27 protein-coding genes are annotated in these 26,979 nt (G+C 70.5%); 15 read left to right on the top strand and 12 right to left on the bottom strand.

The window, feature by feature from the left end:
• Positions 1-228 precede the first annotated feature (228 nt).
• From CCZ36_RS22230 to CCZ36_RS22220, 3 genes are all read left to right on the top strand, one after another.
• On the top strand, positions 229-1,761 hold the full coding sequence (locus CCZ36_RS22230; protein WP_069739968.1) for a sodium-dependent transporter: 1,533 nt from the start codon (positions 229-231) through the stop codon (positions 1,759-1,761).
• A complete protein-coding gene (locus tag CCZ36_RS22225) occupies positions 1,761-1,898 on the top strand; it encodes a methionine/alanine import family NSS transporter small subunit (RefSeq protein ID WP_079134296.1) in 138 nt (45 codons plus the stop codon). The genes CCZ36_RS22230 and CCZ36_RS22225 overlap by 1 nt, the downstream gene beginning before the upstream one ends.
• 224 nt (positions 1,899-2,122) lie before the next feature.
• Complete coding sequence (locus CCZ36_RS22220; protein WP_128818409.1) at positions 2,123-3,133, top strand: DUF389 domain-containing protein; 1,011 nt, start codon at positions 2,123-2,125, stop codon at positions 3,131-3,133.
• 91 nt (positions 3,134-3,224) lie between these two features.
• On the opposite strand, the gene CCZ36_RS22215 is transcribed toward CCZ36_RS22220, so the two are convergent.
• The 5 genes from CCZ36_RS22215 to kdpF all read right to left on the bottom strand — a co-directional run bounded on the left by CCZ36_RS22215 (position 3,225) and on the right by kdpF (position 8,665).
• Complete coding sequence (locus CCZ36_RS22215; RefSeq protein WP_069739966.1) at positions 3,225-4,001, bottom strand: potassium channel family protein; 777 nt, start codon at positions 3,999-4,001, stop codon at positions 3,225-3,227.
• 112 nt (positions 4,002-4,113) lie between these two features.
• Entirely contained in the window at positions 4,114-4,785 is a 672-nt protein-coding gene (locus tag CCZ36_RS22210) for a potassium-transporting ATPase subunit C (protein ID WP_069739965.1), read from the bottom strand.
• A gap of 6 nt (positions 4,786-4,791) precedes the next feature.
• Positions 4,792-6,906: a potassium-transporting ATPase subunit KdpB gene (gene kdpB / locus CCZ36_RS22205; RefSeq protein WP_128818408.1), complete on the bottom strand. Its 2,115-nt coding sequence runs from the start codon at positions 6,904-6,906 to the stop codon at positions 4,792-4,794.
• Entirely contained in the window at positions 6,903-8,567 is a 1,665-nt protein-coding gene (gene kdpA, locus CCZ36_RS22200; protein WP_128818407.1) for a potassium-transporting ATPase subunit KdpA, read from the bottom strand. Before kdpA ends, kdpB begins: the two co-directional genes overlap by 4 nt.
• Positions 8,568-8,575: 8 nt before the next feature.
• Entirely contained in the window at positions 8,576-8,665 is a 90-nt protein-coding gene (gene kdpF / locus CCZ36_RS22195; protein WP_010058599.1) for a K(+)-transporting ATPase subunit F, read from the bottom strand.
• 416 nt (positions 8,666-9,081) lie between these two features.
• On the opposite strand from kdpF, the gene CCZ36_RS22190 reads away from it, so the two are divergent.
• Positions 9,082-9,300, top strand: coding sequence for a hypothetical protein (locus CCZ36_RS22190; protein ID WP_069739962.1), 219 nt, complete (start codon positions 9,082-9,084; stop codon positions 9,298-9,300).
• Between the two features lie 107 nt (positions 9,301-9,407).
• Here CCZ36_RS22190 and CCZ36_RS22185 read toward each other — a convergent pair whose 3' ends face one another.
• The 3 genes from CCZ36_RS22185 to CCZ36_RS22175 form a co-directional block, all read right to left on the bottom strand.
• Positions 9,408-9,989: a hypothetical protein gene (locus CCZ36_RS22185; RefSeq protein ID WP_069739961.1), complete on the bottom strand. Its 582-nt coding sequence runs from the start codon at positions 9,987-9,989 to the stop codon at positions 9,408-9,410.
• Positions 9,990-10,055: 66 nt separating this feature from the next.
• Positions 10,056-10,883: a DUF4328 domain-containing protein gene (locus tag CCZ36_RS22180; protein WP_128818406.1), complete on the bottom strand. Its 828-nt coding sequence runs from the start codon at positions 10,881-10,883 to the stop codon at positions 10,056-10,058.
• Between the two features lie 169 nt (positions 10,884-11,052).
• The gene (locus CCZ36_RS22175; RefSeq protein ID WP_128818405.1) at positions 11,053-12,660 is read right to left on the bottom strand and encodes a family 20 glycosylhydrolase; all 1,608 of its coding nucleotides are present in this window, start codon (positions 12,658-12,660) and stop codon (positions 11,053-11,055) included.
• A 448-nt stretch (positions 12,661-13,108) separates the two neighbouring features.
• On the opposite strand from CCZ36_RS22175, the gene CCZ36_RS22170 reads away from it, so the two are divergent.
• The 10 genes from CCZ36_RS22170 to CCZ36_RS22125 all read left to right on the top strand — a co-directional run bounded on the left by CCZ36_RS22170 (position 13,109) and on the right by CCZ36_RS22125 (position 20,698).
• Positions 13,109-13,687 carry a 2-oxo-4-hydroxy-4-carboxy-5-ureidoimidazoline decarboxylase gene (locus CCZ36_RS22170; RefSeq protein ID WP_128818404.1) on the top strand — a complete coding sequence of 193 codons (579 nt, stop codon included), beginning with the start codon at positions 13,109-13,111 and terminating at the stop codon, positions 13,685-13,687.
• 166 nt (positions 13,688-13,853) lie between these two features.
• On the top strand, positions 13,854-14,234 hold the full coding sequence (gene sdhC, locus CCZ36_RS22165) for a succinate dehydrogenase, cytochrome b556 subunit (protein WP_006127027.1): 381 nt from the start codon (positions 13,854-13,856) through the stop codon (positions 14,232-14,234).
• A gap of 5 nt (positions 14,235-14,239) precedes the next feature.
• Positions 14,240-14,722, top strand: a complete 483-nt coding sequence (locus CCZ36_RS22160; protein ID WP_069739958.1) for a succinate dehydrogenase hydrophobic membrane anchor subunit — start codon at positions 14,240-14,242, stop codon at positions 14,720-14,722.
• 30 nt (positions 14,723-14,752) lie between these two features.
• Positions 14,753-16,507 carry a succinate dehydrogenase flavoprotein subunit gene (gene sdhA, locus CCZ36_RS22155; RefSeq protein ID WP_069744077.1) on the top strand — a complete coding sequence of 585 codons (1,755 nt, stop codon included), beginning with the start codon at positions 14,753-14,755 and terminating at the stop codon, positions 16,505-16,507.
• A complete protein-coding gene (locus CCZ36_RS22150) occupies positions 16,507-17,274 on the top strand; it encodes a succinate dehydrogenase iron-sulfur subunit (protein ID WP_069739956.1) in 768 nt (255 codons plus the stop codon). The genes sdhA and CCZ36_RS22150 overlap by 1 nt, the downstream gene beginning before the upstream one ends.
• 142 nt (positions 17,275-17,416) lie before the next feature.
• Positions 17,417-18,016 carry a hypothetical protein gene (locus CCZ36_RS22145; protein ID WP_069739981.1) on the top strand — a complete coding sequence of 200 codons (600 nt, stop codon included), beginning with the start codon at positions 17,417-17,419 and terminating at the stop codon, positions 18,014-18,016.
• A gap of 16 nt (positions 18,017-18,032) precedes the next feature.
• Positions 18,033-18,887 (top strand): hypothetical protein, encoded by an 855-nt coding sequence (locus tag CCZ36_RS22140; RefSeq protein WP_128818403.1) that lies wholly within the window; start codon positions 18,033-18,035, stop codon positions 18,885-18,887.
• Positions 18,888-18,982: 95 nt separating this feature from the next.
• Entirely contained in the window at positions 18,983-19,417 is a 435-nt protein-coding gene (locus tag CCZ36_RS22135; RefSeq protein WP_069744075.1) for a hypothetical protein, read from the top strand.
• 128 nt (positions 19,418-19,545) lie between these two features.
• Complete coding sequence (locus tag CCZ36_RS22130; protein WP_069744104.1) at positions 19,546-19,938, top strand: thiol-disulfide oxidoreductase DCC family protein; 393 nt, start codon at positions 19,546-19,548, stop codon at positions 19,936-19,938.
• 10 nt (positions 19,939-19,948) lie between these two features.
• Positions 19,949-20,698: a TetR/AcrR family transcriptional regulator gene (locus CCZ36_RS22125; RefSeq protein WP_069739953.1), complete on the top strand. Its 750-nt coding sequence runs from the start codon at positions 19,949-19,951 to the stop codon at positions 20,696-20,698.
• Between the two features lie 57 nt (positions 20,699-20,755).
• Here the strand turns inward: CCZ36_RS22125 and CCZ36_RS22120 are convergent, their stop codons facing one another.
• From CCZ36_RS22120 to CCZ36_RS35890, 3 genes are all read right to left on the bottom strand, one after another.
• Positions 20,756-22,309 (bottom strand): ABC transporter substrate-binding protein, encoded by a 1,554-nt coding sequence (locus CCZ36_RS22120; RefSeq protein ID WP_069739952.1) that lies wholly within the window; start codon positions 22,307-22,309, stop codon positions 20,756-20,758.
• 272 nt (positions 22,310-22,581) lie between these two features.
• Positions 22,582-24,021 carry a metallophosphoesterase gene (locus CCZ36_RS22115; RefSeq protein WP_128819680.1) on the bottom strand — a complete coding sequence of 480 codons (1,440 nt, stop codon included), beginning with the start codon at positions 24,019-24,021 and terminating at the stop codon, positions 22,582-22,584.
• Between the two features lie 33 nt (positions 24,022-24,054).
• Entirely contained in the window at positions 24,055-24,300 is a 246-nt protein-coding gene (locus CCZ36_RS35890; protein ID WP_030798663.1) for an SCO4848 family membrane protein, read from the bottom strand.
• Positions 24,301-24,433: 133 nt separating this feature from the next.
• Here CCZ36_RS35890 and CCZ36_RS22110 point away from each other — a divergent pair, with 133 nt between their 5' ends.
• The gene (locus CCZ36_RS22110; RefSeq protein WP_237302720.1) at positions 24,434-25,792 is read left to right on the top strand and encodes a D-alanyl-D-alanine carboxypeptidase family protein; all 1,359 of its coding nucleotides are present in this window, start codon (positions 24,434-24,436) and stop codon (positions 25,790-25,792) included.
• 125 nt (positions 25,793-25,917) lie between these two features.
• Here the strand turns inward: CCZ36_RS22110 and CCZ36_RS22105 are convergent, their stop codons facing one another.
• Entirely contained in the window at positions 25,918-26,892 is a 975-nt protein-coding gene (locus CCZ36_RS22105; RefSeq protein ID WP_128818402.1) for a YihY/virulence factor BrkB family protein, read from the bottom strand.
• Positions 26,893-26,979 lie beyond the last annotated feature (87 nt).

Raw genomic sequence — 26,979 nt, 5'->3', positions numbered from 1 at the left:
CCATTTCCATCGTCGCTTCACGACACCCCCCCTGTAGGTAGGGCTGCATGGTACGGGGCCCAGGCCGCCGCCCGTGACCGGTCCCGTCCCCGGCCACCCGCCCGCCCGGCGAACCCGGATGGGCCAGGTGGCCCATCCGGCCCTGTCGGGCCGCTCGGGAACGCTCGCCGCGCGCTAACGTTCCGCCAGTTTGGCCCATAGTTCCACGAGGAGACTTGAGGACCGCATATGACAGTGCAGCCACGCGAGCAGTGGGCCACCCGGGCCGGCTTCCTGCTCGCCGCGATCGGCTCGGCCGTCGGGCTCGGCAATATCTGGCGGTTCCCCGCGATCGCCTACGACAACGGCGGTGGAGCCTTTCTGCTGCCGTATCTCATCGCACTCCTGACAGCGGGCATCCCGCTCCTGATCATGGAGTACATCATCGGGCGGAAGTACCGGCTCTCGCCCCCGGCCGCGTTGCGCAGGATGGCCCGCCCCGCGGAGGCCATCGGATGGTGGCAGGTGGCGATCTCCTTCGTGATCGCCACGTACTACGCCGTCATCATCGCGTGGGCCGTTCGTTACGTGGGATTCTCCGTCGGACAGCAATGGGGTGACGATCCGGAGGCATTCCTTTTCGGCGACTTCCTGCGGGCCCCCGACACCCCGGGGTTCCTGGACGGCTTCGTGCCGGGGGTGTTCTGGCCCCTCGTCGTCGTGTGGGTGGTCGTCCTGGGCGTCCTGGCCTTCGGGATCAGGCGAGGCATCGAGCGCGCCAACAAGGTCTTCATCCCGCTGCTCTTCGTCCTGTTCGCCGCGCTGGTGATCCGTGCGCTCACGCTGGACGGGGCGGCGACCGGACTCGACGCGCTCTTCACTCCCGACTGGTCGGAACTCGGCAACGGCAGCGTCTGGGTCGCCGCCTACGGACAGATCTTCTTCTCGCTGTCCATCGGTTTCGGCATCATGGTCACGTACGCGTCCTACCTGGGCCGCCGCGCCGACCTGACGGGCTCCGCGATGGTGGCGGGCTTCGCCAACAGCTCGTTCGAGATCCTGGCCGGCATCGGGGTCTTCGCCACCCTCGGCTATCTGGCGACCGCCTCGGGCGTCGGCGTCGACGAGGTCGCCGGCGCGGGCATCGGTCTGGCGTTCGTGGCCTTCCCCGCCGTGATCTCGGAGATGCCGTTCGGCGGCTTCTTCGGCATCCTGTTCTTCAGCTCGCTCGTGATCGCGGGACTTTCCTCGTTGATCTCCATCGTGCAGGTCGTCATCTCCGCGGTGCAGGACCGGACCGGAATGCGCCGCAGGACCGCGGTCCTCGGTGTCGGTGGGCTGGTCGCGCTGGTGTCGCTCGTGCTGTTCCCCACCGAGTCCGGCATCTACCTGCTGGACGCGTCCGACCACTTCATCAACCAGTACGGCATCGCGCTCGCGGCCCTGGTCGGCCTGATCGTGATCGTCTGGGTGCTGCGGCAGCTTCCCAGCCTCCAGGCGAACGCCGACGCCACCTCCGCGGTGCGGCTCGGCCACTGGTGGCGCATCTGCCTCGGCGTGATCACGCCGGTGGTACTGGGCTGGATGATGGTCGACAGCCTGCGCACCGAGTTCCAGGAGAACTACGAGGGCTACTCCACCGGGTTCCTGCTCTCGGCGGGCTGGAGCGTCGCCATCGGAGCGCTCCTGGTCGGGGTGATCCTCTCGTTCATGCCGTGGCCGGCCGGTGGCGAGGACATCGACCTGGACCTGGAGTCGCCCGCAGACCGGAAGGAGCGCTGATGTCCACCAGCGCCATCATCATGATGATCATCGCCATTCTCATCGTCTGGGGTGGACTCATCACGGCCATCCTCCGGCTGCGGAACCATCCTCAGCCTGAGGACGAACTGCCGCCGGGCGCCCACCGGGCCGAATGACCGGAGCCGTGCCGGCCGGTGGACGGGCCGGCACGGCGCCCCTCGCGGGCGGGGCGAGGCGGGACGTCGGGCGGCCGGGGCAGGCCGGCCCTGCCGTCGGGCCCCGCCGTCGGGCCGGCCCGTGGGAGCCGGCCCCGAGCCCCGCATGATCCGGACATGAGGGCTTCCGCCCCGAGCCGTGTCCTGACCCCGGTCATGGGGGCCGACACGGAATAGTGAGCGTCATGGTCGGCCAACTCCGCGACAGGGTCCTGCCGACCCGTCAGCGCCGCGGTCTCGAAGAACTCCAGCAGGACCTGGACCTCTCGTCGGGCGACAGCCCGGCGAAGCGTTCGGCCTTCTGGACCATGCTCACTCTCTCGTCCGTCATCGCGGCGGGCGGCATCCTGACGGACTCCACCGCGACCGTCATCGGCGCGATGATCATCGCACCGCTCTCCACCCCGATCATGGGTATCGCCCTCGGTGCCGTGCAGCGCCGACGCACCGGGGCCCTGTCCTTCGTGGTGCTCGGGTGCCTGCTGGTGATCCTGGTGGGCGTCGTGGCGTCAGTGGCCGTACCCCGCTCGTACGACCTGCTGACCAACGGCCAGATCTCCGGCCGTACGTCACCGGGCCTCCTCGACCTGGTCTCCGCGGTGGCGACCGGGTTCGCCGGGGCCGTGGCGCTCGCCCGCAAGGATGTCGCAGCCGTGCTGCCCGGAGTGGCCATCGCCATCTCTCTCGTCCCGCCCCTCGTGGTCACCGGTGTCTGCGCGGGCGAGGCGCAGTGGTGGCTCGCCGCCGGGGCCCTGGTCCTCTTCCTGTCCAACCTCGTGGCTCTCGTCTTCGCCGGCATGGTCGTGTTCGCCGCGCTCGGCTACACCGGGACGGCCGGAGCACGCACCGGGCGAGCGGGGCGCCGCGCCTATCTCATGCTCGGGCTGCTCTTCCTGGCCGTCCTGCTGCCCCTGGCGGCGAACACGGTGGCTACCGTCCTGCTGAACAGCTGGACGGTCCGCACCAAGGAAGCCGCGGAGCGCTGGCTCCAGCAGAGTCCGGGCTCGACGGTCACCAGCGTGGACGCCCGGTCCAGGACGCTGTACGTCCATGTACGGGGCCCGGGCGAGCTGCCCCCGATCGAGAGTCTGCTCAGCGATCTCGCGGGCCGGATTCCCGACGGTGTCCCCATCGTGGTCGACACCACACGGGGCCGGCAGATCACCGCGGGGAGAGTCGGGGGCCAAGGGCCCTGAAGCCTCCCGACAGCGGGCGCGGCCTTCTCACGGTGGACGGCCTCACCCGTGCCGGAACGCGGATCGCTCCGCGGCCGGCGTGGCGAAGCGCTCATGGCCGGGTGGGTGAGGAGGGCCCGCCGATCTCCAGAGCGGCCGGCCCCGGGGCGGACGCCGACTTCGCCATCTCGGCCCGCAGCGCGGCGACCTCCACGGTCAGAGCCTCAAGGAGCGCTGTCTGCCTCATCTCCTCGGCGTTGTCCCGTTCGAAGCGGGAGATGAACCACGCGGCTATGTTCGCCGTCACGACACCGAGCAGAGCGATGCCGGAGAGCATCAGCCCCACGGCGAGCAGCCGGCCGAGCCCGGTGGTCGGTGCGAGATCCCCGTACCCCACGGTCGTCATGGTGGTGAAGGACCACCACACCGCGTCCCCGATCGTCCGGATGTTGCCGTCCGGCGCGTCCCGTTCCACCTGGAGCACCGCCAGTGACCCGAACATCATGAGGCCCATGACGGAACCGGCGACGTAGACGGTCAGGGTGATCTGCGGCGCGTTGCGGGCCCTTCGTCCCAGCAACAGCAGCGTGGAGACCAGCCGCAGCAACCGGAGGGGCTGGACGAGCGGCAGGATGACCGCCAGCAGGTCCAGCGGATGGCCGCGGACAAAGGCCCACCTCTCGTCCGTGAGCAGCAACCGCGTCACGTAGTCGCCGGCGAAGGCCGCCCACACCGCCCACTCGACGGCCCGGCAGACTGTGTGGACCCAGGTGGACGCGTCCGGGGCCAGGACGGGCACCGCGAAGGCGAGGGCGAAGCACGCGGCGAGGAGCAGCAGCGGGGTCCGCGTGCGCTGCTCCCATTCGTCCACCTTGATTCGATCCTTCATACGAGCATCGTAGGAGCCGGGGAAGAGGCCGGGCGGGGTGGTGTCACGTCGGCGGCCGGGTCCGACGCCGGCGCGTCGCCGCCCGGGGCCCGCCGATGCCCGCCGGGGCACGTCACCCCCGGGTCAGATCCCTGAGTGCCGTGTTCAGTTCGAGGACGTTCACCCGGGGCTCGCCCAGGAAGCCGAGCAGCCGGCCCGTGGTGTGGTCCGCGACCAGGCTCTCGACCTTCCGCACGTCGAGGCCGTTCCTCTCGGCGACCCGGTGGATCTGGAGCTTCGCGTACGCCGGTGAGATGTGCGGGTCCAGGCCGGAGCCGGAGGACGTGACGGCGTCGGGCGGGACGTCGGCGGGGTTCACCTCGTACGTCGCGGTCGCGTTGTCCTCGACCACGGCTGCCCTGGCGTCCCTCACCCACCGGATCAGCTCCTCGTTGTCGCCCGAGCGGTTGGTGGCGCCGGAGAGGAGCAGGGTGTACTGGGTGTTGACGCTGTTGGTCCCGAGCCCGTTGGACGGGCGGGGCTGGAACCACCTCAGGTCGGGGGCGGGGGCTTCTTCTCCGTCCTTCGACGGGAGGTCGTACCGCTGGCCGATGAGCGAGGAGCCCACGACCCGGCCGTGCGTGTCCTTGAGCTCTGAGCCGTTGGCCCGGTCGTTGAACAGGACCTGGGCGGCGCCGGTGACGGCCAGGGGGTAGAGGACCCCGCAGAGCAGGGTGAGGACGAGCAGGGCTCGCAGCCCTGCGCCGAGGAGGCGGGCCGTGCTGCTGACGGTGCTGTTGGTCATGGCGGATCAGCCGATTCCGGGGATGAGGGTCAGGAGCAGGTCGATGAGCTTGATGCCGAGGAACGGGGCGACGATGCCGCCGAGTCCGTAGACGGCGAGGTTGCGGCGCAGCATCTTGTCGGCGCTCGCGGGGCGGTAGCGCACGCCCTTCAGGGCCAGCGGCACCAGCGCCACGATGATCAGCGCGTTGAAGACGACCGCGGAGAGGATCGCGGACTCGGGCGAGGCCAGGCCCATGATGTTCAGCTTGTCCAGAGACGGGTACGCCACGGCGAACATGGCCGGGATGATCGCGAAGTACTTCGCGACGTCGTTGGCGATGGAGAAGGTGGTGAGGGCTCCTCGGGTGATGAGGAGCTGTTTGCCGATCTCGACGATCTCGATGAGTTTCGTGGGGTCGGAGTCGAGGTCCACCATGTTCCCGGCCTCCTTGGCGGCCGACGTTCCGGTGTTCATCGCGACGCCGACGTCGGCCTGGGCCAGGGCGGGGGCGTCGTTGGTGCCGTCGCCGGTCATCGCTACGAGCTTGCCGCCGGCCTGTTCCCGCTTGATGAGGGCCATCTTGTCCTCGGGCGTCGCCTCGGCCAGGAAGTCGTCGACCCCGGCCTCCTCGGCGATCGCCTTCGCGGTCAGCGGGTTGTCGCCCGTGATCATGACCGTACGGATGCCCATCCGGCGCAGTTCGCCGAACCGTTCCCGCATGCCCTCCTTCACCACGTCCTTGAGGTGGACGACTCCCAGGACCCGGGCGCCGGCGGCGTCCTCCACGGCCACCAGCAGCGGGGTGCCGCCGGCCCGGGCGATCTTGTCCGTGAGCGCCGCCGCGTCCTCGGGGACCCGGCCGCCCCGCTCCCTCACCCACGCCACGACCGAACCGGTCGCGCCCTTGCGGACCTTCCGGCCGTCCAGATCGACGCCCGACATCCGGGTCTGCGCGGTGAACTCCACCCACGCGGCGCCCCTCAGCTCGCCCCGGTCCCGCTCCCGCAGCCCGTACGTCTCCTCGGCGAGCAGCACGATCGACCGGCCTTCCGGGGTCTCGTCGGCGAGGGAGGAGAGCTGGGCGGCGTCGGCGAGGTCCGCTTTCGGCACGCCCTCGACCGGGACGAACGCGGCGGCCCGGCGGTTGCCGAGGGTGATGGTGCCGGTCTTGTCGAGGAGCAGGGTGGAGACATCGCCCGCCGCCTCGACCGCGCGGCCCGACATGGCCAGGACGTTGCGCTGGACGAGCCGGTCCATCCCGGCGATCCCGATCGCGGACAGCAGCGCCCCGATCGTGGTGGGGATCAGACAGACCAGCAGGGCCGCCAGGACGATCAGCGAGGTCTGGTCGTCGGCGCCCGCGTGGATCGCGAACGGCTTCAGAGTGACCACGGCCAGCAGGAAGACGATCGTGAGGGACGCCAGCAGGATGTTCAGGGCGATCTCGTTGGGCGTCTTCTGCCGAGCGGCGCCCTCCACCAGGCCGATCATCCGGTCGATGAAGGTCTCGCCCGGCCTGGTGGTGATCCTGATGACGACGCGATCGGACAGCACCTTCGTACCGCCGGTGACGGCCGAGCGGTCGCCGCCGGACTCCCGGATGACCGGGGCCGATTCGCCGGTGATCGCGGACTCGTCGACCGAGGCGACGCCTTCGACCACGTCCCCGTCGCCGGGGACGGTGTCACCGGCCTCGCAGACCACCAGGTCGCCGATGCGCAGGTCCGTCCCGGCGACCCGTTCCTCCCTGCCGCCGGCGAGGCGGCGGGCGACGGTGCCGGTCCTGGCCCTGCGCAACGTGTCGGCCTGCGCCTTGCCCCGGCCCTCGGCGACCGCCTCGGCGAGGTTGGCGAAGACCGTGGTCAGCCAGAGCCAGGCGGTGATCGCCCACGCGAACCAGTCGGTCGGGTCGGTGAGTGCGAGGACGGTGGTGACCACCGATCCGACCAGCACGACGAACATCACCGGTGACTTCACCATCACGCGCGGGTCGAGCTTGCGCAGCGCGTCCGGGAACGACTTCAGGAGCTGCCGGGGGTCGAACAGGCCGCCGGCGACCTGGCCGGCGGCGCCCTGGCCGCCGGCCGGCGGCAGGTCTCCGTGCGGAGCGCGCGTGGGGGTGGGGGTGACGGTGCTCATGAGGCGAGCCCTTCGGCGAGCGGGCCCAGCGCCAGGGCCGGGAAGTAGGTGAGTCCGGTGATGATGAGGATCGTGCCGACGAGGAGCCCCGCGTAGAGGGGTTGGTCGGTGCGCAGCGTGCCCGCGGTCCCGGGCACCGGTCGCTGCTCGGCGAGCGAGCCCGCCAGGGCGAGGACGAACACCATCGGGAGGAACCGGCCGAGCAGCATCGCGATCCCGATGGTCATGTTGAACCACGGGGTGTCGGCGTTGAGCCCGGCGAACGCGGAGCCGTTGTTGTTGGCGCCGGAGGTGTAGGCGTACAGGATCTCGGAGAAGCCGTGCGCGCCGGAGTTCGTCATCGAGTCGGCGGGGGTCGGCAGGGCCATGGCGGCCGCGGTGAAGCCGAGCACGAGCGCCGGGGTGACGAGGATGTAGCAGGCGGCGAACTTGATCTGGCGGGTGCCGATCTTCTTGCCGAGGTACTCCGGGGTGCGGCCGACCATCAGCCCGGCGATGAACACCGCGATGATCGCCATGATGAGCATGCCGTAGAGGCCGGAGCCGACACCGCCGGGAGCGATCTCGCCGAGCTGCATGCCCAGCATCGCGATCCCGCCGCCGAAGCCGGTGTACGAGGAGTGGAAGGAGTTCACCGCGCCGGTCGAGGTCAGCGTCGTGGCGACCGCGAAGATCGACGACCCGGCGATCCCGAAGCGGGTCTCCTTGCCCTCCATGGCCCCGCCCGCGATCTCGAACGCCGGGCCCCGGTGGGCGAACTCGGTCCACATCATCAGGGCCGAGAAGCCGATCCAGATGACCGCCATCGCGCCGAGGATCGCGTACCCCTGCTTCAGGGAGCCGACCATCCGGCCGAAGGTCCGCGTCAGCGCGAACGGGATCAGCAGGATGAGGAAGATCTCGAAGAGGTTGGAGAGGGGGTTCGGGTTCTCGAAGGGGTGGGCGGAGTTGGCGTTGAAGTAGCCGCCGCCGTTGGTGCCCAGCTCCTTGATGGCCTCCTGGGAGGCGACCGCGCCACCGTTCCACTCCTGCGTGCCGCCCATGAACTGGCCGACCTGGTGGATGCCCGAGAAGTTCTGGATCGCCCCGCAGGCGACCAGGACGAGCGCGCCCAGCACCGAGATCGGGAGCAGGATGCGGAGGGTGCCGCGTACGAGGTCGGCCCAGAAGTTGCCGAGCTCACCGGTACGGGAGCGGGCGAAGCCCCGTACGAGTGCCACCGCCACGGCCATGCCGACCGCCGCGGACAGGAAGTTCTGTACCGCGAGGCCGCCGGTCTGTACGACGTGGCCCATGGCCTGTTCGCCGGAGTACGACTGCCAGTTGGTATTGGCGGCGAAGGAAGCGGCGGTGTTGAAAGCCTGGTCCGGGTCGATCGAGGAAAATCCGAGCGAACCGGGCAGCGAACCTTGTATTCGTTGCAGCAGGTAGAGGAAGAGAACGCTCACCGCCGAAAAGGCAAGCACTCCGCGCAGGTAGGCGGGCCAGCGCATTTCTGCGGCCGGATTGGCGCCGATGGCCTTGTATATCCACTTCTCCGGTTTGTAGTGCTTCTCCGATGAGTAGACCTTGGCCATGTGGTCGCCCAACGGGCGGTACGCCAGGGCGAGGGCGGCTATCAGGGCCGTGAGCTGGAGAAATCCAGCGAACTGGGAACTCATGTCGGTACTCAGAACCTCTCCGGATACAGGAGAGCCAGGACGAGATATCCGAGTAGGGACACGGCCACGACGAGCCCGACGATATTCTCGGCGGTCATGGTCTGGTCACCGCCCGGGCAATGAGAGCCACCAGCGCGAATACCGCGATCGTGGTGGCGACGAAGGCCAGATCGGCCATCGTGAGCTCCTGAGGGTGCGAGGAAGGGAATCAGCCGTTCGGCCGATACGAGCAAACCTCGGCTTCACCCCGGCGATAAGCCGTCTTGACGGGGTCCATATGCATGCGAAGCCGCCCTTGACGGCTGCCTGACGCCCGCCTGACGCCTGCTTGACGCGCGCCTGACGTGCGCCTGGCGTCATCGGGCGGGCGGGCGGGGCGGGGGCGGGCGCGGCACGGGGGGCCGGGCGTCTTTCGGACTTTCTCCGGTGATTTCCCGACGGTGCCCGGTGTGCCGCCCCCTCTCCCTCCTATGCTCTACACACCTGTAGACCTACTGGAAAAAGGGGAACGCACGTGGCTTCGATCGACCTGGACAAGGTGCTGGACAAGGCGTGGGCCGACAAGAGCGTGCCCGAGGTGCTGGCGGCGCCGGTGTCCGCGCTCAAGGGCGTATCGGACCGTCAGGGTGACCTGCTCAAGGAGGCGTTCGGCGTGGTGACGGTCGCCGATCTCGCCGCGCTGAAGTACGTCGGGTGGGCGCAGGCCCTGGCCGCGCTGGACTCGGCGAAGTAGCGCCCGGTCGATGCGTACGGGTGTCGTGGACGGACCCGTCCGCGACACCCCCGTACCGCCCGCGCACCAGGGCGGGAGGACCCTGCCGCGCCGTCAGGCCGTGCCTCTCAGCCCCGGCCGCCCCTGGCGCGCCGCGACATCACCGCGCGCAGGACCCGGCGGCCCTCCGTGGACAGGTCCAGCGCCTTGCGGAGGCCGGCGCCGCTGCCCGCCGTGCCGGTGGTCTCCGCGAGGATCTCCAGGATCCGGACCTGCCGCTCCAGCTCCCCCGCGACCAGCGGGCCCACGGCGGCGGGTTCACCGGTGCGGGCCGCCTTGAGCAGGTCCTCCTCGTCGGGCGACGCCTCCCCGCCCGGGGCGTCGAACCGGCCGTGGACCCGGAGCGCGACCAGCGAGCAGGCGTCGGCCCACTCCCGCAGCGGTACGGCGGCGAAGCCGGACGGGGCCGCGCCGAGCATGGCCCGTACAAGCGCGGCCGGACCGTCGGGGACCGACGCCTGCTCCATCGCCGTCCGCACCGCCGCGAGCCGGATGGCCCAATCCTGTCCGTTCTCACAGCTCGCCCAGAGCGGGCGCAAGGGCTCCGCGTCCCGCCCCGCGAGCAGCGGCAGGCAGCGTTCCAGGCAGGCCACGGCACTGGCGGCCAGCGCGCGTTCGTCGGCGCGTTCGATCAGTTCCAGCAGACTCATCGACGTCTCCCTCGGTCTACCGGTTACTGCGCCGAATGGCTGAAAATCGTCACTTTGGCGTGCGTGTCACCTGTGCGCTCCCGGGACCGGGGCCGCCGGAGTCGGCGCCCCTCCGTGCAGGGCCCGTTCGACCTGCATCCCGGTGACAGCGCGGACGTAGAGGATGGCGAGGACCGCGGCGACGATGTCCACCGCGTCGGAGGCCGCCACCAGGCCCCCGGCCCGCACGATCTCCTCCGCGTCCCCGGCCCGGTCCCACAGGCGCTCGGAGACCCGGGTGAAGAGGAGGCTCACGACCCACGCGCCCCACCAGAGGTTGAGCGGGGTACGGGGCACCGTGCGCCAGCCGCCGTCCGGGCGGGTCTGCGCGCTCGCCTCCCACACCCCGCTCGCCACGCGATAGGGGAACCAGAAGTTGGCGACGGGAACGAACCAGCCGCCCACCGCCCAGCCGGGACCCATGCGCTGCACGGAGGGGTCGAAGACCTCGGCGTTCCGGCGGGTCCGGTGGAACCAGATGATGAAGACGACGCCGGTGGCCAGCAGCGTCACGCCCTGGAAGAGGGCCGCGACGCCGTACAGCCGCTCGGCCGTGCGGCCGTCTCCGGTGTAGACGTTCAGGGCGCCGTCCGCCACCACCCCCTGCCAGAGGCCGCGCAGATACAGCCCGGTGCCGATGGCGAACAGATCGGCGGCGATCACCACGCCGAGCAGCGCCGTCACCGCCCGGGCGAGGCCGACGGGCGAACGCGGCCAGGTGGCCACCCCCCAGCCCCCGGGCCCGGCGACCGGCGCCATGAGACCGTCGGGCAGTGCGGGCCGGGTGCCCGAGCAGAAGGTGCACAGACCGTCGTCGGTGACGGCCGTTCTGATACGGCAACGGGTACAGAGCATGGAGAAGTCCCCCCGGGAAAGCGATGTGGGCGCACGCCCGCACGCGCCCCTCCCCGGGATCGCGCGGCCGCCGCTGCGCAGGCCGGCGGCTGCCGGGCTGTCCGTCCCGCATCTTCGCAGGTGGTGGCGGAGGAGGGACAGCCGATTCCGCCGCGGCTCGCTCCCGCCCTCAGCTCGCGCTGCCGGTCCGCTTCGCCAGTTCCCGGAACTGCGCCCAGCTGAGCGCGGGCTTCCGCGGGTCCCACAGCTTCTGCGAGGTCGCCACGAGCGGCATCCTGATGCCGTTGGCCACCTGCTCGGTGGTCTGCGCGTTCGGCAGGTCGCCCCAGACGGCGAACCGGCCGCCGAGGATCTGCCGGGAGTAGCGCTCGGCCACGGGTTCGGTGCCGCGCAGGACCAGCGGGGTCCACTGCTCGTAGATCCGCTCGCCGGTCGGGTAGACGAACTCATTGGGCTCGCCGAGCACGTAGTACAGGAACTCGTCGTTGAGGTTCAGCATCTTGTAGCCCTCGGCGAGGTACTCCTGCGGCGGGCGGGCGCCGATCTCCTTGCCGGTCCAGTACTCGATCTCGATGTTCTCGTCGGCCTTGACCTTCGTGCCCCGGAAGAGCCCGTCGTTCCAGGCCTTCGCGGTCCGGCCCTTGGGGACCACGACGTCCGCGCGGTCGTTCAGCCAGCTGGTGGCCAGGTCCTCGATGGTGGCGTCGGCGCCGTGCCGCTCCTCGGCGGCCCGCTGGAGCTGGGGGTAGGAGGCGGCGGGGTTCCGGACGGTCAGCGCCTGGTACTCGTCCGCGCCGAGGTGCCAGAAACGGCCCGGGAACAGCTCGGTGTACTCCTCCAGGAGTTCGTCGATCAGCTTGGCCGCGGCCGGCTTGGAGATGTCGATGGAGCCCCTCGACTCGACGCCCGCGGTGTTGCGCAGCTGGAGGTCGGGGTGGGCGGCCAGCACCGCGCCGAGGTGTCCGGGCGAGTCGATCTCGGGGACGACCTCGATGTGCCGGCTGTTGGCGAGGCCGACGATGCGGCGGACCTCGTCCTGGGTGAGCGCCTCGTCGGAGACCACCTCGGGGTGGGACTTCGACTCGATCCGGAAGGCCTGGTCGTCGGAGAAGTGCAGGCCGAGCTGGTTGAGCTTGAGGTCGCCCATCTCGCGTATGCGGTCCTCTATCCATTCCGCGCTGTAGTGCTTGCGCGCGATGTCGAGGTTGAGCCCGCGCTGCGGCCGGTCGGGCCGGTCGTTGACGACGCCCTCGGGGAACGTGCCGTCCGCCGTGAGCGACTGCTTGAGCGTGCGGGTGCCGTAGAAGACGCCCGACTCGTCGGGGCCGGTGATCTTCACCTTCCGGTCGCGCACGGTGAGCGTGTACGACTCGGCGGGGCCCGCGTCCTTGGCGCCCAGCGCCAGCTCGACGTCGCCCGCCTTCGCCGGCTGGGCGCCCCGGTAGCGGATCTTCAGCTCCTTGGCGAGCAGCTCCGCCTCGTCGGCGAGCACCTGGCTGCCCTTGGCGATGACGACGGTGCTGTCCTTGCCCGGCTGCCAGCCGGGCCCCCGGGCCGGGGTGTGCTCGCGCACCGCGGGGATCGTGCTCGGGGCGCTGGACATCGGGTAGCTGCGGGAGGGCGACGGGGCGGCCTCGGCGGAGGTTCCGGAGGGCGACGCCGTGTCACCGGACGGTCCGCTGCCGGACCCGTCCGGCCAGACGACGACGGTGAGGACGACGGCGGCTGCGGCCGTGACAGCCGCGCCGGTGACAAGGGCACCACGCGTGGGCGACATCGGGCGGATTCCTCCGTTGAGGGGTCAAGGGCAAGTGAAACGAGTGAATAGGGTGCAAGGCTGGCATTTTTGCCGCAGCCTCGCCCATCGAGGACGGCGGGCGACCGGACAGAACCCCCGGCCGACGCAGGTCAGACGTCCATCACACGTTCCGAAGCTCTCCCGTTCGAGTGATTCTTCTGCGGCGCTTCGGACGGCCGCCGACCGGTCTCGTTAGCGTTGCGGAACATTCGTCTCCCTCTTCACTCCCATCCCGCGCAACCTCCTTGCGCTCCCGCCTGTCTTTCAGGGACGGAAGACCTTCGCGTACCCCTGCGGGCCCTTCGTGGGATCACGGGGCCCACCGGGTCACAGCTGTCATTGATACGAGGAGTCCACGCTGTCCAGGTCCAGCGAGTCCCCCGCCGGCCTGCCGAAGCGATCCGCGCCCCCGGCCGGCCGGTCGGCCGTGCCCGTGCAGCCGCGCCACCCGGTCCCGGCCGATGCCCCGGCCCCGGCCGCCGCCCGGGCGGCGGCGCAAGCCGACGGGGCGCCGGTCGATCATGCCGTCGGCCTCTCCCATTTCAACAGCCTCCCCTTCGCCGCCGCCGAGGCGGCCTTCCTGGAGTGCTGCGGCAGTCTGCGCTGGGCCCACCGGATGGCCGCCCACCGCCCCTACCCCGATCTCGGCGCTCTACTGGCCGCGTCCGACGAGGCGGGCTACGACCTCGCGCCCAGCGACATCGCCGAGGCCCTGGCCGCCGAGCCCGCCCCCTGCCTGCACCACGACGCGCCCCGCGTCGCCCACCTGGCGCTGCGGGCCGCGCACGCGGCGTACGAAAGCAGGTTCGGCCACACCTTCGTGATCTGCCTGGACGCCTACGGGCCCTCCCAGCACGTGGACCAGGTGCTGGCCGGGATCCGGCTCCGGATGGAGCACGAGGTGGACGAGGAGCGGGCGGTGACCGCCGAGGAGCTGCGCCGACTCGCCCGGAGCCGGATCGTCGAGCTGATGACCGCGGAGCCTGGGCGGAACGAGTCCCTCTAGCCCGTACGTGCCTGTTTGATTGCCACTTTGATCACACCAGAGGCCCCGGGGCGAACGAACCGACAAAGCGTCGCTACGATGGCCGGGGCCGGTGGACCGTACCCGGCCGGGTCAGACCGACAGTCAAGCCGGCCGACCCCAATCCCCGCTCCCGGAGGGTTCTTCCGTGCCGGCTGGAACGCTGTACCGCGGCCGGGAAGGCATGTGGTCCTGGGTGGCTCATCGAGTCACCGGTGTCCTCATTTTCTTCTTCCTGTTCGTACATGTCCTGGACACCGCTCTCGTCCGTGTCTCCCCCGAGGCCTACGACGACGTCGTGGCCACGTACAAGACGCCGATCGTCGCGCTCCTCGAATACGGCCTGGTGGCCGCGATTCTCTTCCACGCGTTGAACGGTCTCCGGATCATCGCCGTGGACTTCTGGGCCAAGGGCCCGCGCCTCCAGAAGCAGATGCTCTGGACCGTGCTGGGCATCTGGATCGTGCTGATGGTCGGGGCCCTGTACCCCGTCCTCGGTCACGCCGTACGCGACGTCTTCGGGAGCTGAGGCCCATGTCCAGCGAGACTTCTTCCGCAGCCGCGATCGGCGATGTCGAGGGCGTGAGCCTCTACGACGTCGACAACCCGGCCCCGGTGATCGAGCCCCCGCGCAAGCGCACGAGCAAGACGCCCAAGGCCTCGCGCGGCAACTTCGAGATGTACGCCTGGCTCTTCATGCGCCTGTCGGGCATCCTGCTGACCGTCCTCGTCATCGGCCACCTGCTGATCCAGCTGGTGCTCGACGGCGGCGTCTCCAAGATCGGCTTCGCCTTCGTGGCGGGCCGCTGGGCCTCGCCGTTCTGGCAGGCCTGGGACCTCATCATGCTGTGGCTCGCCATGCTCCACGGCGGCAACGGCCTGCGTACGGTCATCAACGACTACGCCGAACGGGACAACACCCGCTTCTGGCTGAAGATGCTCCTGTACACCGCCACGGTGTTCACCGTCCTGCTGGGCACGCTGGTGATCTTCACCTTCGACCCGAACATCCGCTAGGCGCCGGGACAGAGGGACCAGAGGAAAACCATGCAGATCCACAAGTACGACACCGTCATCGTCGGCGCCGGCGGCGCCGGCATGCGCGCGGCCATCGAGGCCACCAAGCGCAGCCGTACCGCCGTGCTCACGAAGCTCTACCCCACCCGCTCCCACACGGGCGCGGCGCAGGGCGGCATGGCCGCCGCGCTCGCCAACGTGGAGGAGGACAACTGGGAGTGGCACACCTTCGACACGGTCAAGGGCGGTGACTACCTGGTCGACCAGGACGCCGCCGAGATCCTGGCGAAGGAGGCCATCGACGCCGTCCTCGACCTGGAGAAGATGGGCCTGCCGTTCAACCGGACGCCCGAGGGCCGCATCGACCAGCGCCGCTTCGGCGGTCACACCCGCAGCCACGGCGAGGCGCCGGTCCGCCGGTCCTGCTACGCCGCGGACCGCACCGGCCACATGATCCTCCAGACGCTGTACCAGAACTGCGTCAAGGAGGGCGTGGAGTTCTTCAACGAGTTCTACGTCCTGGACCAGCTGATCACCGAGGTCGACGGGGTCAAGAAGTCCGCCGGCGTCGTCGCGTACGAGCTGGCGACCGGCGAGATCCACATCTTCCAGGCGAAGTCGGTCATCTACGCCTCCGGCGGCACCGGCAAGTTCTTCAAGGTGACGTCGAACGCCCACACCCTGACCGGTGACGGCCAGGCCGCCTGCTACCGGCGCGGTCTGCCGCTGGAGGACATGGAGTTCTTCCAGTTCCACCCGACGGGCATCTGGCGCATGGGCATCCTGCTGACGGAGGGCGCCCGCGGTGAGGGCGGCATCCTCCGCAACAAGGACGGCGAGCGCTTCATGGAGAAGTACGCGCCGGTCATGAAGGACCTCGCGTCCCGTGACGTCGTCTCGCGCTCCATCTACACGGAGATCCGTGAGGGCCGCGGCTGCGGTCCGGCCGGTGACCACGTGTACCTGGACCTGACGCACCTGCCGCCGGAGCAGCTGGACGCCAAGCTCCCGGACATCACGGAGTTCGCGCGTACGTACCTCGGCATCGAGCCCTACACGGACCCGATCCCGATCCAGCCGACCGCGCACTACGCCATGGGCGGCATCCCGACCAACGTCGAGGGCGAGGTGCTGGCCGACAACACCACCGTCGTCCCGGGCCTGTACGCCGCCGGCGAGGTCGCCTGTGTCTCCGTGCACGGCGCCAACCGCCTGGGCACCAACTCGCTGCTCGACATCAACGTCTTCGGCAAGCGCTCCGGCATCGCCGCCGCCGAGTACGCGGCGAAGGCCGACTTCGTCGAGCTGCCCGAGAACCCCGGCAAGCTGGTCGCCGACCAGGTGGAGCGGCTGCGCAACTCCACCGGCACCGAGCGGGTCGCGGCGCTGCGCCTGGAGCTCCAGGAGTGCATGGACGCCAACGTGATGGTGTTCCGCACCGAGCAGACGATCAAGACGGCGGTCGACAAGATCGCCGAGCTGCGCGAGCGGTACCTCAACGTGTCCATCCAGGACAAGGGCAAGCGGTTCAACACCGACCTGCTGGAGGCCATCGAGCTGGGCAACCTGCTCGACCTGGCCGAGGTCATGGCGGTCTCCGCGCTCGCCCGCAAGGAGTCCCGCGGCGGTCACTACCGCGAGGACTACCCGAACCGCGACGACGTCAACTTCATGCGCCACACCATGGCGTACCGCGAGGTGGCCGCCGACGGCGCCGAGTCGATCCGGCTCGACTACAAGCCGGTCGTGACGACCCGCTACCAGCCGATGGAGCGTAAGTACTGATGGCTACCCCGACCCTGGACAAGACCGACAAGGCCGAGGCAGGCTTCGCCGACTCGCCCTTCATCACCGCCACGTTCCGGATCCGCCGCTTCAACCCCGAGGTGTCGGACGAGGCCCAGTGGCAGGACTTCCAGATCGAGATCGACCCGAAGGAGCGTGTCCTCGACGCCCTTCACAAGATCAAGTGGGACCTGGACGGCACGCTGACGTTCCGCCGCTCCTGCGCCCACGGCATCTGCGGCTCCGACGCGATGCGGATCAACGGCAAGAACAGGCTCGCCTGCAAGACGCTGATCAAGGACATCAATCCGGAGAAGCCGATCACGGTCGAGGCCATCAAGGGCCTCACGGTCCTCAAGGACCTCGTGGTCGACATGGACCCGTTCTTCCAGGCGTACCGCGACGTCATGCCCTTCCTCGTCACCAAGGGGAACGAGCCGACCCGCGAGCGTCTGCAGTCCGCCGAGGACCGCGAGCGGTTCGACGACACCACCAAGTGCATCCTGTGCGCCGCGTGCACCTCCTCGTGCCCGGTGTTCTGGAACGACGGCCAGTACTTCGGCCCGGCGGCGATCGTCAACGCGCACCGCTTCATCTTCGACTCGCGCGACGAGGCCGGCGAGCAGCGGCTGGAGATCCTCAACGACCGTGACGGCGTGTGGCGTTGCCGCACCACGTTCAACTGCACGGACGCCTGCCCGCGTGGCATCGAGGTCACCAAGGCGATCCAGGAGGTGAAGCGCGCGCTCATCACGCGTCGCTTCTGACCTTCCCGTAACTCCGGTTACGCCGACGGGCCCCGCCCCCGCAGTCTCACCGCTGCCGGGGGCGGGGCCTGTTGCTGCACCGGGCCCGTGCGGGCGGTACGGTTCAGCGGAGTTGAAGACCGAGAAGGAAACGGGGATCGTCGTGAGCGAGCCGAATCCGTACGCGGACGACGCGTACAAGTGGGGCCCGCCCCAGCAGCCGGGCCACCAGCCCACCGTCGCGGACGGCCAGGCGTACGGCCGTCCGAACCCGGGCGGCGCTCCGGCGTACGGCTATCCGCAGCCGCTGCCGGAGTCCGCGGCCCAGCCGGGGCCCGGTTACGGCTACCCCCAGCACGGGCAGCCGACGATGCCCGGCCAGTACCTCCCGGCGCCGCAGGGCGGGCCGGGCCAGGGCGGGGTGCCGGTGCTGTCGATCGGCGACATCACCGTGATGAACGACGCGATCGTCACCCCGTCCGGGTCGATGCCGCTCAAGGGCGCGGTCTGGACGGCCACGGACATGTCGCGTACGGAGGAGAAGATCCCGCCGCACGCGATCGTGCTGGCGATCATCTTCGCGCTGTTCTGCCTGATCGGTCTGCTGTTCCTGCTGATGAAGGAGAAGCGGACCACCGGTTTCGTCCAGGTCACGGTCACCAGCGGCGGCCGGCACCACTCCACGATGATCCCGGCGATGGGCCCGCACACCTTCCCGGCGATCATGGGCCAGCTCAACCAGGCCCGCTCCATGAGCATCTGAGACCCGGGTTCCGCTGATGGCACGTTTCGCGCACACGGTCACCGTCACCGCTCTGGACCGGGGCTGGTTCGAGGAGGCCGCCGGTGCTCTGGTGGACCTCCTGGACGCTTCCCGGGAGGGCCCGGGCGGATCGGTCGTGCTGGCGGACGGGCGGGCGGTGGACGGCCTGCGACTGCTGAAGGGGCGTCACCTGCGGTCGGGGGCGCGGTACGGGGAGTTCCCGGCGGAGCCCGAGGGGGCCGCCGGGGAACTCCCGGCGGAGCCTGCGGGTGCCGAGGTGAGTGACTCCCTGGACGCGGCCCAGGCCGTCGTCCTGCGCACCTGGCGGCCGTCGCACTCCGTCGAGGTGGAGAGCCTCGTCGAGGAGGACGGCATGTCTCTGAAGGTGGGGCTGCGGCTGAGCGTGCCCCGCCGGCCCCGCGCGGTGGAGCTGTCCTTCGCGGGGCACAAGCCCGGGGGCGGCTCGCTGTACCGCTTCTCGGCACGCGGCAAGGCCGACCTGGCCGCCTGGTGGGCGGCGGTGGACCGGCTTCCCGCCGCACCCCCGGCCGCCCGGGCCCCGGTCTCCGGGCGGGCGGTGCACCGGCTGGCCAAAGCCCGTCTCACTCTCACCCCGCGGCCGGCCGAGGACGGCTCCTGGCGGATCACCGTCGCGCTGAGCATGCGCGGGCGGTGGCTGCTGCGGCCGGTGGGCGCGGTGGTCCTGTTCTTCGCCCGGCGGCCGGTGGAGCGGGCCCTGCGGGAGGCGGCGGAGAGCGCGGCGGCGGAGTGGAACACGGCGCTCGCGGAGCTGACGCCGCTGCACGGCGAGGCGCTGCGCGCGGAGATCGCGGACGCGTTGACGGATCCGGACGGGGCCGCCGCCCGCTGACCCACCCCCTGCAGACCCTTTCTTGAACATGTTCAAGGAAGGGTCTACAGTCATGCCCAAGAGCATTTTTGAACGCGTTCAAGGGAGGGTGGGGCATGGACCTCACTGTGGTCGCGTACGTCATCTACCTGCTGATCAGCGTGGCGCTCACCGTCTGGGTCGCCCGCACGCTCAGCCGCAACGGGCGGATCTTCCTCGCCGACGTCCTGCACGGGAACGAGAAGCTCGCCGACGCCGTGAACCACCTGCTGGTGGTCGGCTTCTACCTGGTGAACCTCGGGTTCGTCACGCTGTATCTGAAGAGCGCCGACGGAGTGGCCGACGCCCGCGAGCTGTTCGAGGCCCTCTCGGTGAAGGTCGGCGTCGTCCTGCTGGTGCTCGGCGTGATGCACCTGGGCAATGTGTGGGTGCTCAGCCGGATCCGCCGCCGCAGCGCCCTGGAGCGCGAGCAGACCCCGCCGGTCCCGCCGCAGGGCTGGACCCCGCCCGCGGCCCAGGGCCCGTGGACCGCCCCCGCGGCCGGCCGGTGAACCCGGTGGCCGAGGCGGCGCCGGCCGGGCCGGCGGACCAGGTGCCCGACGCGGCGCCCGCGGCCCCACCGGGGCAGGCGCCCGCGCCCGCGGGGGCTCCCTGGCCCGGCCCCGTACGGCGGCTCACCGTGCTCTACGACGCGCGGTGCCCGCTCTGCGTCCATCTGCGGGGCTGGCTCCAGCGGCAGCGGCAGCTCGTACCGCTCGATCTCGTACCGGCCGGATCGGCCGAGGCGCGGCGGCGGTTCCCGGAGCTGGACCATGCGGCGACGCTCCAGGAGATCACCGTGGTCGGAGACCTGGGCCAGGTCTACCGGGAGACCGCCGCCTGGATCGTCTGCCTGTGGGCGCTCGCCGGGTACCGCTCCCGCGCCCACTGGCTGACCACCCCGGCCGGGCGGCCCTTCGCCCGGGGCACCGTGCTGGCCGCCGCCCGCTACCGCTCGATGGCCGTCCCGCCCTGCGCGCCCGGGGCGCGTGAGTGCGCCGCCCCGCCCGGCGGCGCGTGGGCTCCCCGATAACCTTGGGACCGTGGCGAAGGAAGAGAAGAACGTGCAGGAGAAGAGGCCGGCCAAGGCCGCGAAGAGCGAGCAGACCCGCACGCTGATTCTCGAAACGGCGCTCCGCCTCTTCGCCGAGCGCGGCTACGACCGGACGACCATGCGGGCCATCGCCCAGGAGGCGGGCGTCTCGGTCGGGAACGCCTACTACTACTTCTCCTCGAAGGAGCACCTGGTCCAGGGCTTCTACGACCGGATCGCCGGCGAACACGCGACGGCGGTCCGGCCCGTGCTGGAGGGCGACGGCGATCTGACCGTACGCATCAGGGGCGTACTGCTCGGCTGGCTGGACGTGGCGGAGCCGTACCACCGCTTCGCCGCCCAGTTCTTCAAGAACGCGGCCGATCCGGACAGCCCGCTCTCCCCGTTCTCCGAGGACTCGGCCGCCGCCCGCGACGCGGCGATCTCCATCCACGAGCGCTGCATCGCCGGGGCGGACGTCAAGAGTGATCCGGAACTGGCCCCGCTGCTGCCGCAGTTGATGTGGCTGATGCAGATGGGTCTGGTGCTCTTCTGGGTGTACGACCGCAGCGAGGGCGCCGAGCGCAGCCGTCGCCTGGTCGAGCGCACCGCGCCGATCGCCGCCCGGGCCATCGCGCTCTCCCGGTTCCGGGTGCTGCGCCCGCTGGTGCGGCAGATCCACGGGCTGCTGGTGGAGTTCCTGCCGGGTGCCGGCACGGATACGGCGACGGCCGGGGCGGGGCCCCGGCCGTCTCACTGACATCGGCCTGACGTCGGACTGACATGGTGCCCCCGGCCGTCGGCCGGGGCGGACCCGTCAGATCCAGGCCAGCTCCCACAGGCGCCAGGTGCCGGTGCCGTCGGAGAGGTACTGGGAGCCGGCGACCTCGGACTTGGCGACGACGTAGTCCTTCTTCTGCCACAGCGGCAGCAGCGGAACGTCCTCGCCGACGAGCGCCTGCATCTCCTTGAAGTCGTTCGAGGTGCGGCTGCGGTCGCTGAACTGCTGCGTGGCGGCGATCAGCTGGTCCATCTTCTTGCTGGAGTAGCCGCTGTGCAGGACGTTCCCGGTGCCGACGAGCGGCTGGCTGAAGGTGTCGGGGTCCGGGAAGTCGGGGAACCAGCCGACGGTGTACATGTCGTACTTGCCGGCCGCGTACTCCTTCTGGTACTTCGTCCACTCCACGGCCCGCACCGAGACCTTGAAGAGCCCGTCCTTCTCCAGCTGACGGCGCAGCTCGGCGGTCTCCTTGGTGTACATGTCGCCCTCGCGGTAGGCGAAGTCGATGGCGACCGGCGTCTGCGCCCCGGCCTGCTCCAGCAGCTGCTTGGCGCGCGCCGGGTCGGAGGAGGGGTAGGCGTCGAAGAACGGGGTGCTGTGCCCGATGTAGCCGGTGGGGATCAGCGAGTACAGCGGGTCGACGGTGCCCTGGTAGACGTTCCGGACCAGCGGGCCCCGGTCGAGGAGCGCGGCGACGGCCTGACGGACCTTCTTCTCCCCGAACGGCGAGTTCTCCCGGGAGTTGAAGATGATGTTGCGGATCTCGGCGCTGGCCGCCTCGGTCACCCGCACGTCCGGGTCGTTGACGTCGAGGTCGGCGAGCGTCTCGGACGGCAGCTGGCGGTGGGCGATGTCCACCTCGTCGTTGTCCCAGGACGTCTGCAGTTCCTCGGAGGTCTTGAAGTAGCGGATGTTGACCGCTTCGCCGGTCTTCTTGAGCGCGCCCTTGTACTTCAGGTTGGGGACCAGCTCGGCGCGGTTCCCGGCCTCGTACGCCTTGAGGACGTACGGTCCGGAGCCGTCGACCTGGTTGCCCGCACGGAGCTTGTCCCCGGGGTACTTGGTGGGGTCGACGATCGCCGCGGCGCCCGTGGCGATCTTCTGCGGGAAGGTCGCGTCCCGGCCGGACAGGTTGAACGTGATCGTGCGGCCCTCGGTCGTCACCGTCTTGAGGGTCGGGAAGAGACCCGCGGGGCCGACCTCCGACTTGATCCGGAAGATCCGGTCGAAGGAGTACTTGACGTCCTCGGCGGTGATCTTGCGACCGTTGGAGAAGGTCAGGTCGTCACGGAGCTTGCACTGGTACGTCTGGAGCTTCTGCCCGACGAACCCGCAGCTCTCGGCGGCGTCCGGCTCCGGCGTGACGGCGTTGGGCTTGAACGTCATCAGCGACTGGTAGATGTTGCTGTAGATCGCCCAGGAGCCCGCGTCGTAGGCGCCGGCCGGGTCGAGCGAGGTCACGACGTCCGACGTCCCGACCGTGATCGCGTCGGTCTTCGCCTCCCCCGAGGGGAGCAGTTGCCAGGCACCGACGCCCGCTATGACCAATACCGCGAGAATCGCGAGAATCCGTACCCGGACCGACCGCATTGCCGTGCTCTCCCTTACCAGCCCCACCACGGCGGTCGCGTTTGTGACGCGCACGTCGCCGCATGTTCGCGCTTACCCAATCACACGATTTTCACATCTGGAAGAGTAAATGGGGCACTCACAGCCTTTTATTGGACACGCGCGGGAAGCTCTGTCCGAAAAGGCTGTTTCGCGTCTCCTACCTGCGGGTTTCCGTAGCTGACGGTGACCCTTCGGTGTGGATTTCATGATGACGGGCCGGAGCGTTCCGGGCCGTCGCACCCGCAACGCTCCTACGCCTGACGGGAGGCCAGCTCCACGACCGTGATGTCGGACGGGGCGCCCACCCGGACAGGCGGGCCCCAGGCGCCCGCGCCGCGCGAGACGAAGAGCTGGGTGTCGCCGTAGCGTTCGAGGCCGGCGACGGTCGGGTTGGCGAGCTCGGCGAGGTGGTTCCCGGGCCAGAGCTGACCGCCGTGGGTGTGGCCCGAGAGTTGCAGGTCCACGCCGTGCTCGACGGCGTCGTGGATGACGACGGGCTGGTGCGCCATCAGGACGGCGGCGCGGCCCCGGTCCCGGTCGCCCAGCGCGCGGCCGAAGTCGGGCCCCTGCCCCTCGGTCTCGCCCGCGATGTCGTTGACCCCGGCGAGATCGAAGCCCTCGACCTCGACCCGGGCGTTCTCCAGCGGGACGAGACCGAGTTCGCGGACGTGGTCGACCCACTGCTCGGCGCCGGAGAAGTACTCGTGGTTGCCGGTGACGAAGTAGCTGCCGTGCCGGGCGCGCAGGGAGGCCAGCGGTTCGGCGGCGGAGCCGAGGTCGGCGACGGACCCGTCGACGAGGTCGCCGACGACGGCGACCAGGTCGGGCGAGGTCGCGTTGATCGTGTCGACGATCCGGCGGGTGTGGGCGCGGCCGAGGATCGGGCCGATGTGGATGTCGCTCACCACGGCGATCCGGAAGCCGTGGGCGGCGCGGGGCAGTCTGGCCAGCGGGACGGTGACCCGCTTGACGCTCGGTCCGCGCAGCACGCCGTACGCGCCGTACCCGACGGTGGCGAGCCCGGCGGCGGCCGCCGCGCCGCCGACGACCCGGGAGACGAAGAGCCGGCGGGAGGGGTGGGCGGCGGGGGCCGGGGTGGGGGCGGCCGTGGCGGAGATGCTGGCTGCCGATTCCCCCGCTGGTTCCGTTTCTGGTTCCGCAACGGGGTCGGGAGCGCCGGTTGCCGTACCCGCCACCGTTTCCGAGGGGGCCGATACCCCGGCAGTTCCTGAGGTCACCAGCTCTTCGGTACGGGGACGGGGCTCGTCCGGGATCGCGACCAGGGCCTCGGAAGCGACCTCGGGTACGGCTCCGGATGCCGTTCCGTTTTCCGCCCCTGCCAGACCCGCCTCACGCGCCCCGGCCCGCGCCGCGTCCCGCCGGGCGAGGACCCGCAGCAGAACCGGGCGTACGACCTCGCCCACGAGCAGCGCCAGCGTCAGATAGAGCAGGCAGGCCAGCCACAGGAAGCCCGGCCAGGCCAGCACCTGCTGGAGCCAGAAGGGAGCGCCCACCCGGCCGGACGTCATGGCGCCGACACTCAGCAGGGGCAGCACGAAGGCCGCGACGGTGCCCGCCCGGCGCAGCCGGCTGCCGGGCACCGTCGTGTCACCGACGAAGCGCCGCCACACATACCGGTGCACGGCGCCGAGCAGCGCCAGCACCACGAGTGCCACCAGGGCGAAGACCACTGCAGCCATCCGAGCTTCCCCATGTTCCCGTCGTCATGCGCGTGTGTCGCGCAAAGCCCGGACTCCGCGCAACCCGATCACGCCGACCGCCGTCCCCAGAAGAAAGGACGTGATGGCGAGCAGCAGGTGCACCCAGAAGTAGCCGGTCGGTTCGCCCGCGTCGTCGAAGGCGAGCCCGCTGCCGTCCTGCCACAGGTTCTTGACGAAAGTGATCCAGATGAACCAGCTCCACACCCCGAACGCGAGCAGGAACCAGGACACGCGGCGGCTGAGCTTCATGGGTCCAGTATCGCCGTCGTCACCCGGGCCCCTCCCCCGGGGTGCCGTCCGAACGGGGCCGTCCTGGCGTTCCCTGCGGCGGGTCAGCCGGTCCGCGTCCTCATCCACATCTTCGCCCTGTACGTTTCCGACCGTGCCTGTTCTGAAAGAGATCGCCCTCACGGTCACATCCGCCGCCCTGTTGTCCGGTCTCGTCATCAGTCCGGCCGTGGCGGCCGACAAGGACAAGAGCGACGACAAGCAGCCCAAGCCGCCGGGCATCATGTCGAGCCTCGGCGGGGAGCGGCTCGGCAAGCCCGGCAGCCAGGTCAACCTGGGCCCGGGCGTGCCCGTGCTGCCCAAGGGGCTGACCGCCCGGTCGTGGATCGTCGCGGACGCGGAGAACGGGGACGTCCTGGCGGCGCACAACGCGCACTGGCGGCTGCCGCCCGCCTCCACCCTGAAGATGCTCTTCGCAGACACGGTGCTGCCCGCGCTCCAGCCCACCCAGACCCACAAGGTGACGGAGAGCGAGCTGGCCGGGGTCGGCGAGGGGAGCAGCCTCGTCGGGATCAAGGAGGACCACACCTACACGGTCCACGACCTGTGGCTCGGGGTGTTCCTGCGGTCGGGCAACGACGCGGTGCACGTGCTCTCCGAGATGTACGGCGGTGTCCCGCAGACGGTGGCCGCGATGCAGAAGCACGCGGAGGAGCTCCAGGCACTGGACACCGTGGTGGTCTCGCCGGACGGGTACGACGCGCCGCGCCAGGTCTCCAGCGCCTACGACCTGACGCTGATCGCCCGCAGCGGGATGCAGAAGAAGGACTTCCGCGAGTACGCGGCGACCGCTTCGGCCGACTTCCCCGGCGAGAAGAAGAAGGGGAAGAAGCGCGAGTCCTTCGAGATCCAGAACACCAACCGGCTGATCACCGGGGACATCGGCGTGGACCCGTACAAGGGCATCGCGGGCGTCAAGAACGGCTACACCACCCACGCGGGCAACACCTTCACCGGTGTCGCCGAGCGCAACGGCAAGGTCCTGCTGGTCACGGTCATGAACCCGTCGGCGGAAGAGAGCCACGCCGTCTACAAGGAGGCCGCCAAGCTGCTCGACTGGGGCTTCGCCGCGAGCGGCAGGGTGACCCCGGTCGGCGAGCTGGTGCCGCCGAAGTCCGTGGACACCGGCACCGGCACCTCGACCGGCGGCAAGGGCGCGGTGCCCGCCGCCGGTGCGGACCAGGGCACGGGCGGCCAGGCGGAGGCCACGCACGCGTCGGCGGCCTCGAAGAGTTCCAGCGGCGTCGGTGTCGCCCTGGCGATCATCGGCGGCCTGCTGGTGGTCGTGGCCGCCGCGGTGTTCCTGGTCAACCGCCGCTGGCCGCTGGCGGGTCTGGGAGGCCGCACCGCGCCGGAGCCGAAGGAGGCGGGCGCGGCGGCGGACGCGGCGGAGAGTGGCGAGCCGGCCGCCGCAGTCGGCGAGAGCGCCGGGAAGCCCGCGGACCGGACGTAGACGGACGGAGTGAGGCCTCCGACAGCTCCCAGAGGGCGTCCTGCCGATCAGCGCCGGGGCCACGACGCCTGGCACGGCCAATCCGCCCCTGATCGGCAAGACGTCCCTGATCGGCAAGAGGCCCCCTAGGCGCGGGTGGAGCCGCCGGGTGCCTCGGTCCCGGCGGCTTCTCCGTTGCCGCCCCCTCCGGAGTCCGCCGTCCGGTCCGACGCCCGGTCCACCGCCTCCTCCTCCCCCACGCCCTCTTCCTCCTTGCTCCCGGTCGCCGTCCAGGCGGCGCAGAACAGCAGCAGCTTCGCGGTGAAGTTGATCCACAGGAGCAGCGCGATCGGGACGCCGAACGCGCCGTACATGCTCTTGCCCGCGACCCCCCGCATATAGCTGCCGAGCAGCAGCTTGAGCAGTTCGAAGCCGACCGCCCCGAGCAGCGCCGCGACCATCAGCCGCCGCCGGGGCGGCTCCACGCCGGGCAACAGGGTCAGCAGATAGAGCAGCAGCAGGAAGTCGGCGACGACCGCGACCACCAGGGCGGCCACCCGCAGCAGCACACCGCCGGCCCCGCCCTCGGGAACGCCGATCAGATCTGCGGTCCGGCCGACCGCCACCGAGCCGATGCTGGAGACCGCCACGGTGGCGAGCACCGCGCCGCCGAGGCCGACCAGCAGCACCGCGTCCTTCACCTTGGCGACGACGGGGTTGGCCTCCTGGACCTCGTCCAGTTCCCAGACCGCGCGCAGGCACTCGCGCATCGAGCCGACCCAGCCGACGCCGGTGAACAGCAGCAGCGCACCGGCCACCAGGCCGACCGTGCCCGCGTTGGCGACCAGTCCGTCGATGCCGAGCTGGTCGGAGATGCCGGGCACCTGGTCGGCGAGCTTGTCCTTGATGGTGTCGAGCTGCTTGTCGCTCAGCAGGGCGGCGGCGATCGCCGCGCCGACCGCGATCAGCGGGAAGAGGGCCAGGAAGCTGATGAACGTGATCGCCGCCGCCAGCCTGGCCCAGTGGACCCGGTCCAGCCGCTCGTAGGAACGCCAGGCGTGCGTCTCCATCAGCCGGGTGACCAGGGGGCCGATCACCGGGAGTTTCTTGAGCCAGTCCATGGCGTCACGCGTACCCTCCTGGGCCCGGAACACCAGCGGCCCGCCCCGGACTCTCCCGGACGCGCCCGGCGGATCTGCGCCACCCTG

The sequence above is a fragment of the Streptomyces sp. S063 genome, from assembly GCF_002832675.1.
Classification (GTDB): domain Bacteria; phylum Actinomycetota; class Actinomycetes; order Streptomycetales; family Streptomycetaceae; genus Streptomyces; species Streptomyces sindenensis.
Note: the sequence above shows the minus strand (reverse complement) of the source record. Positions and strands in the feature narration are given on the sequence as shown.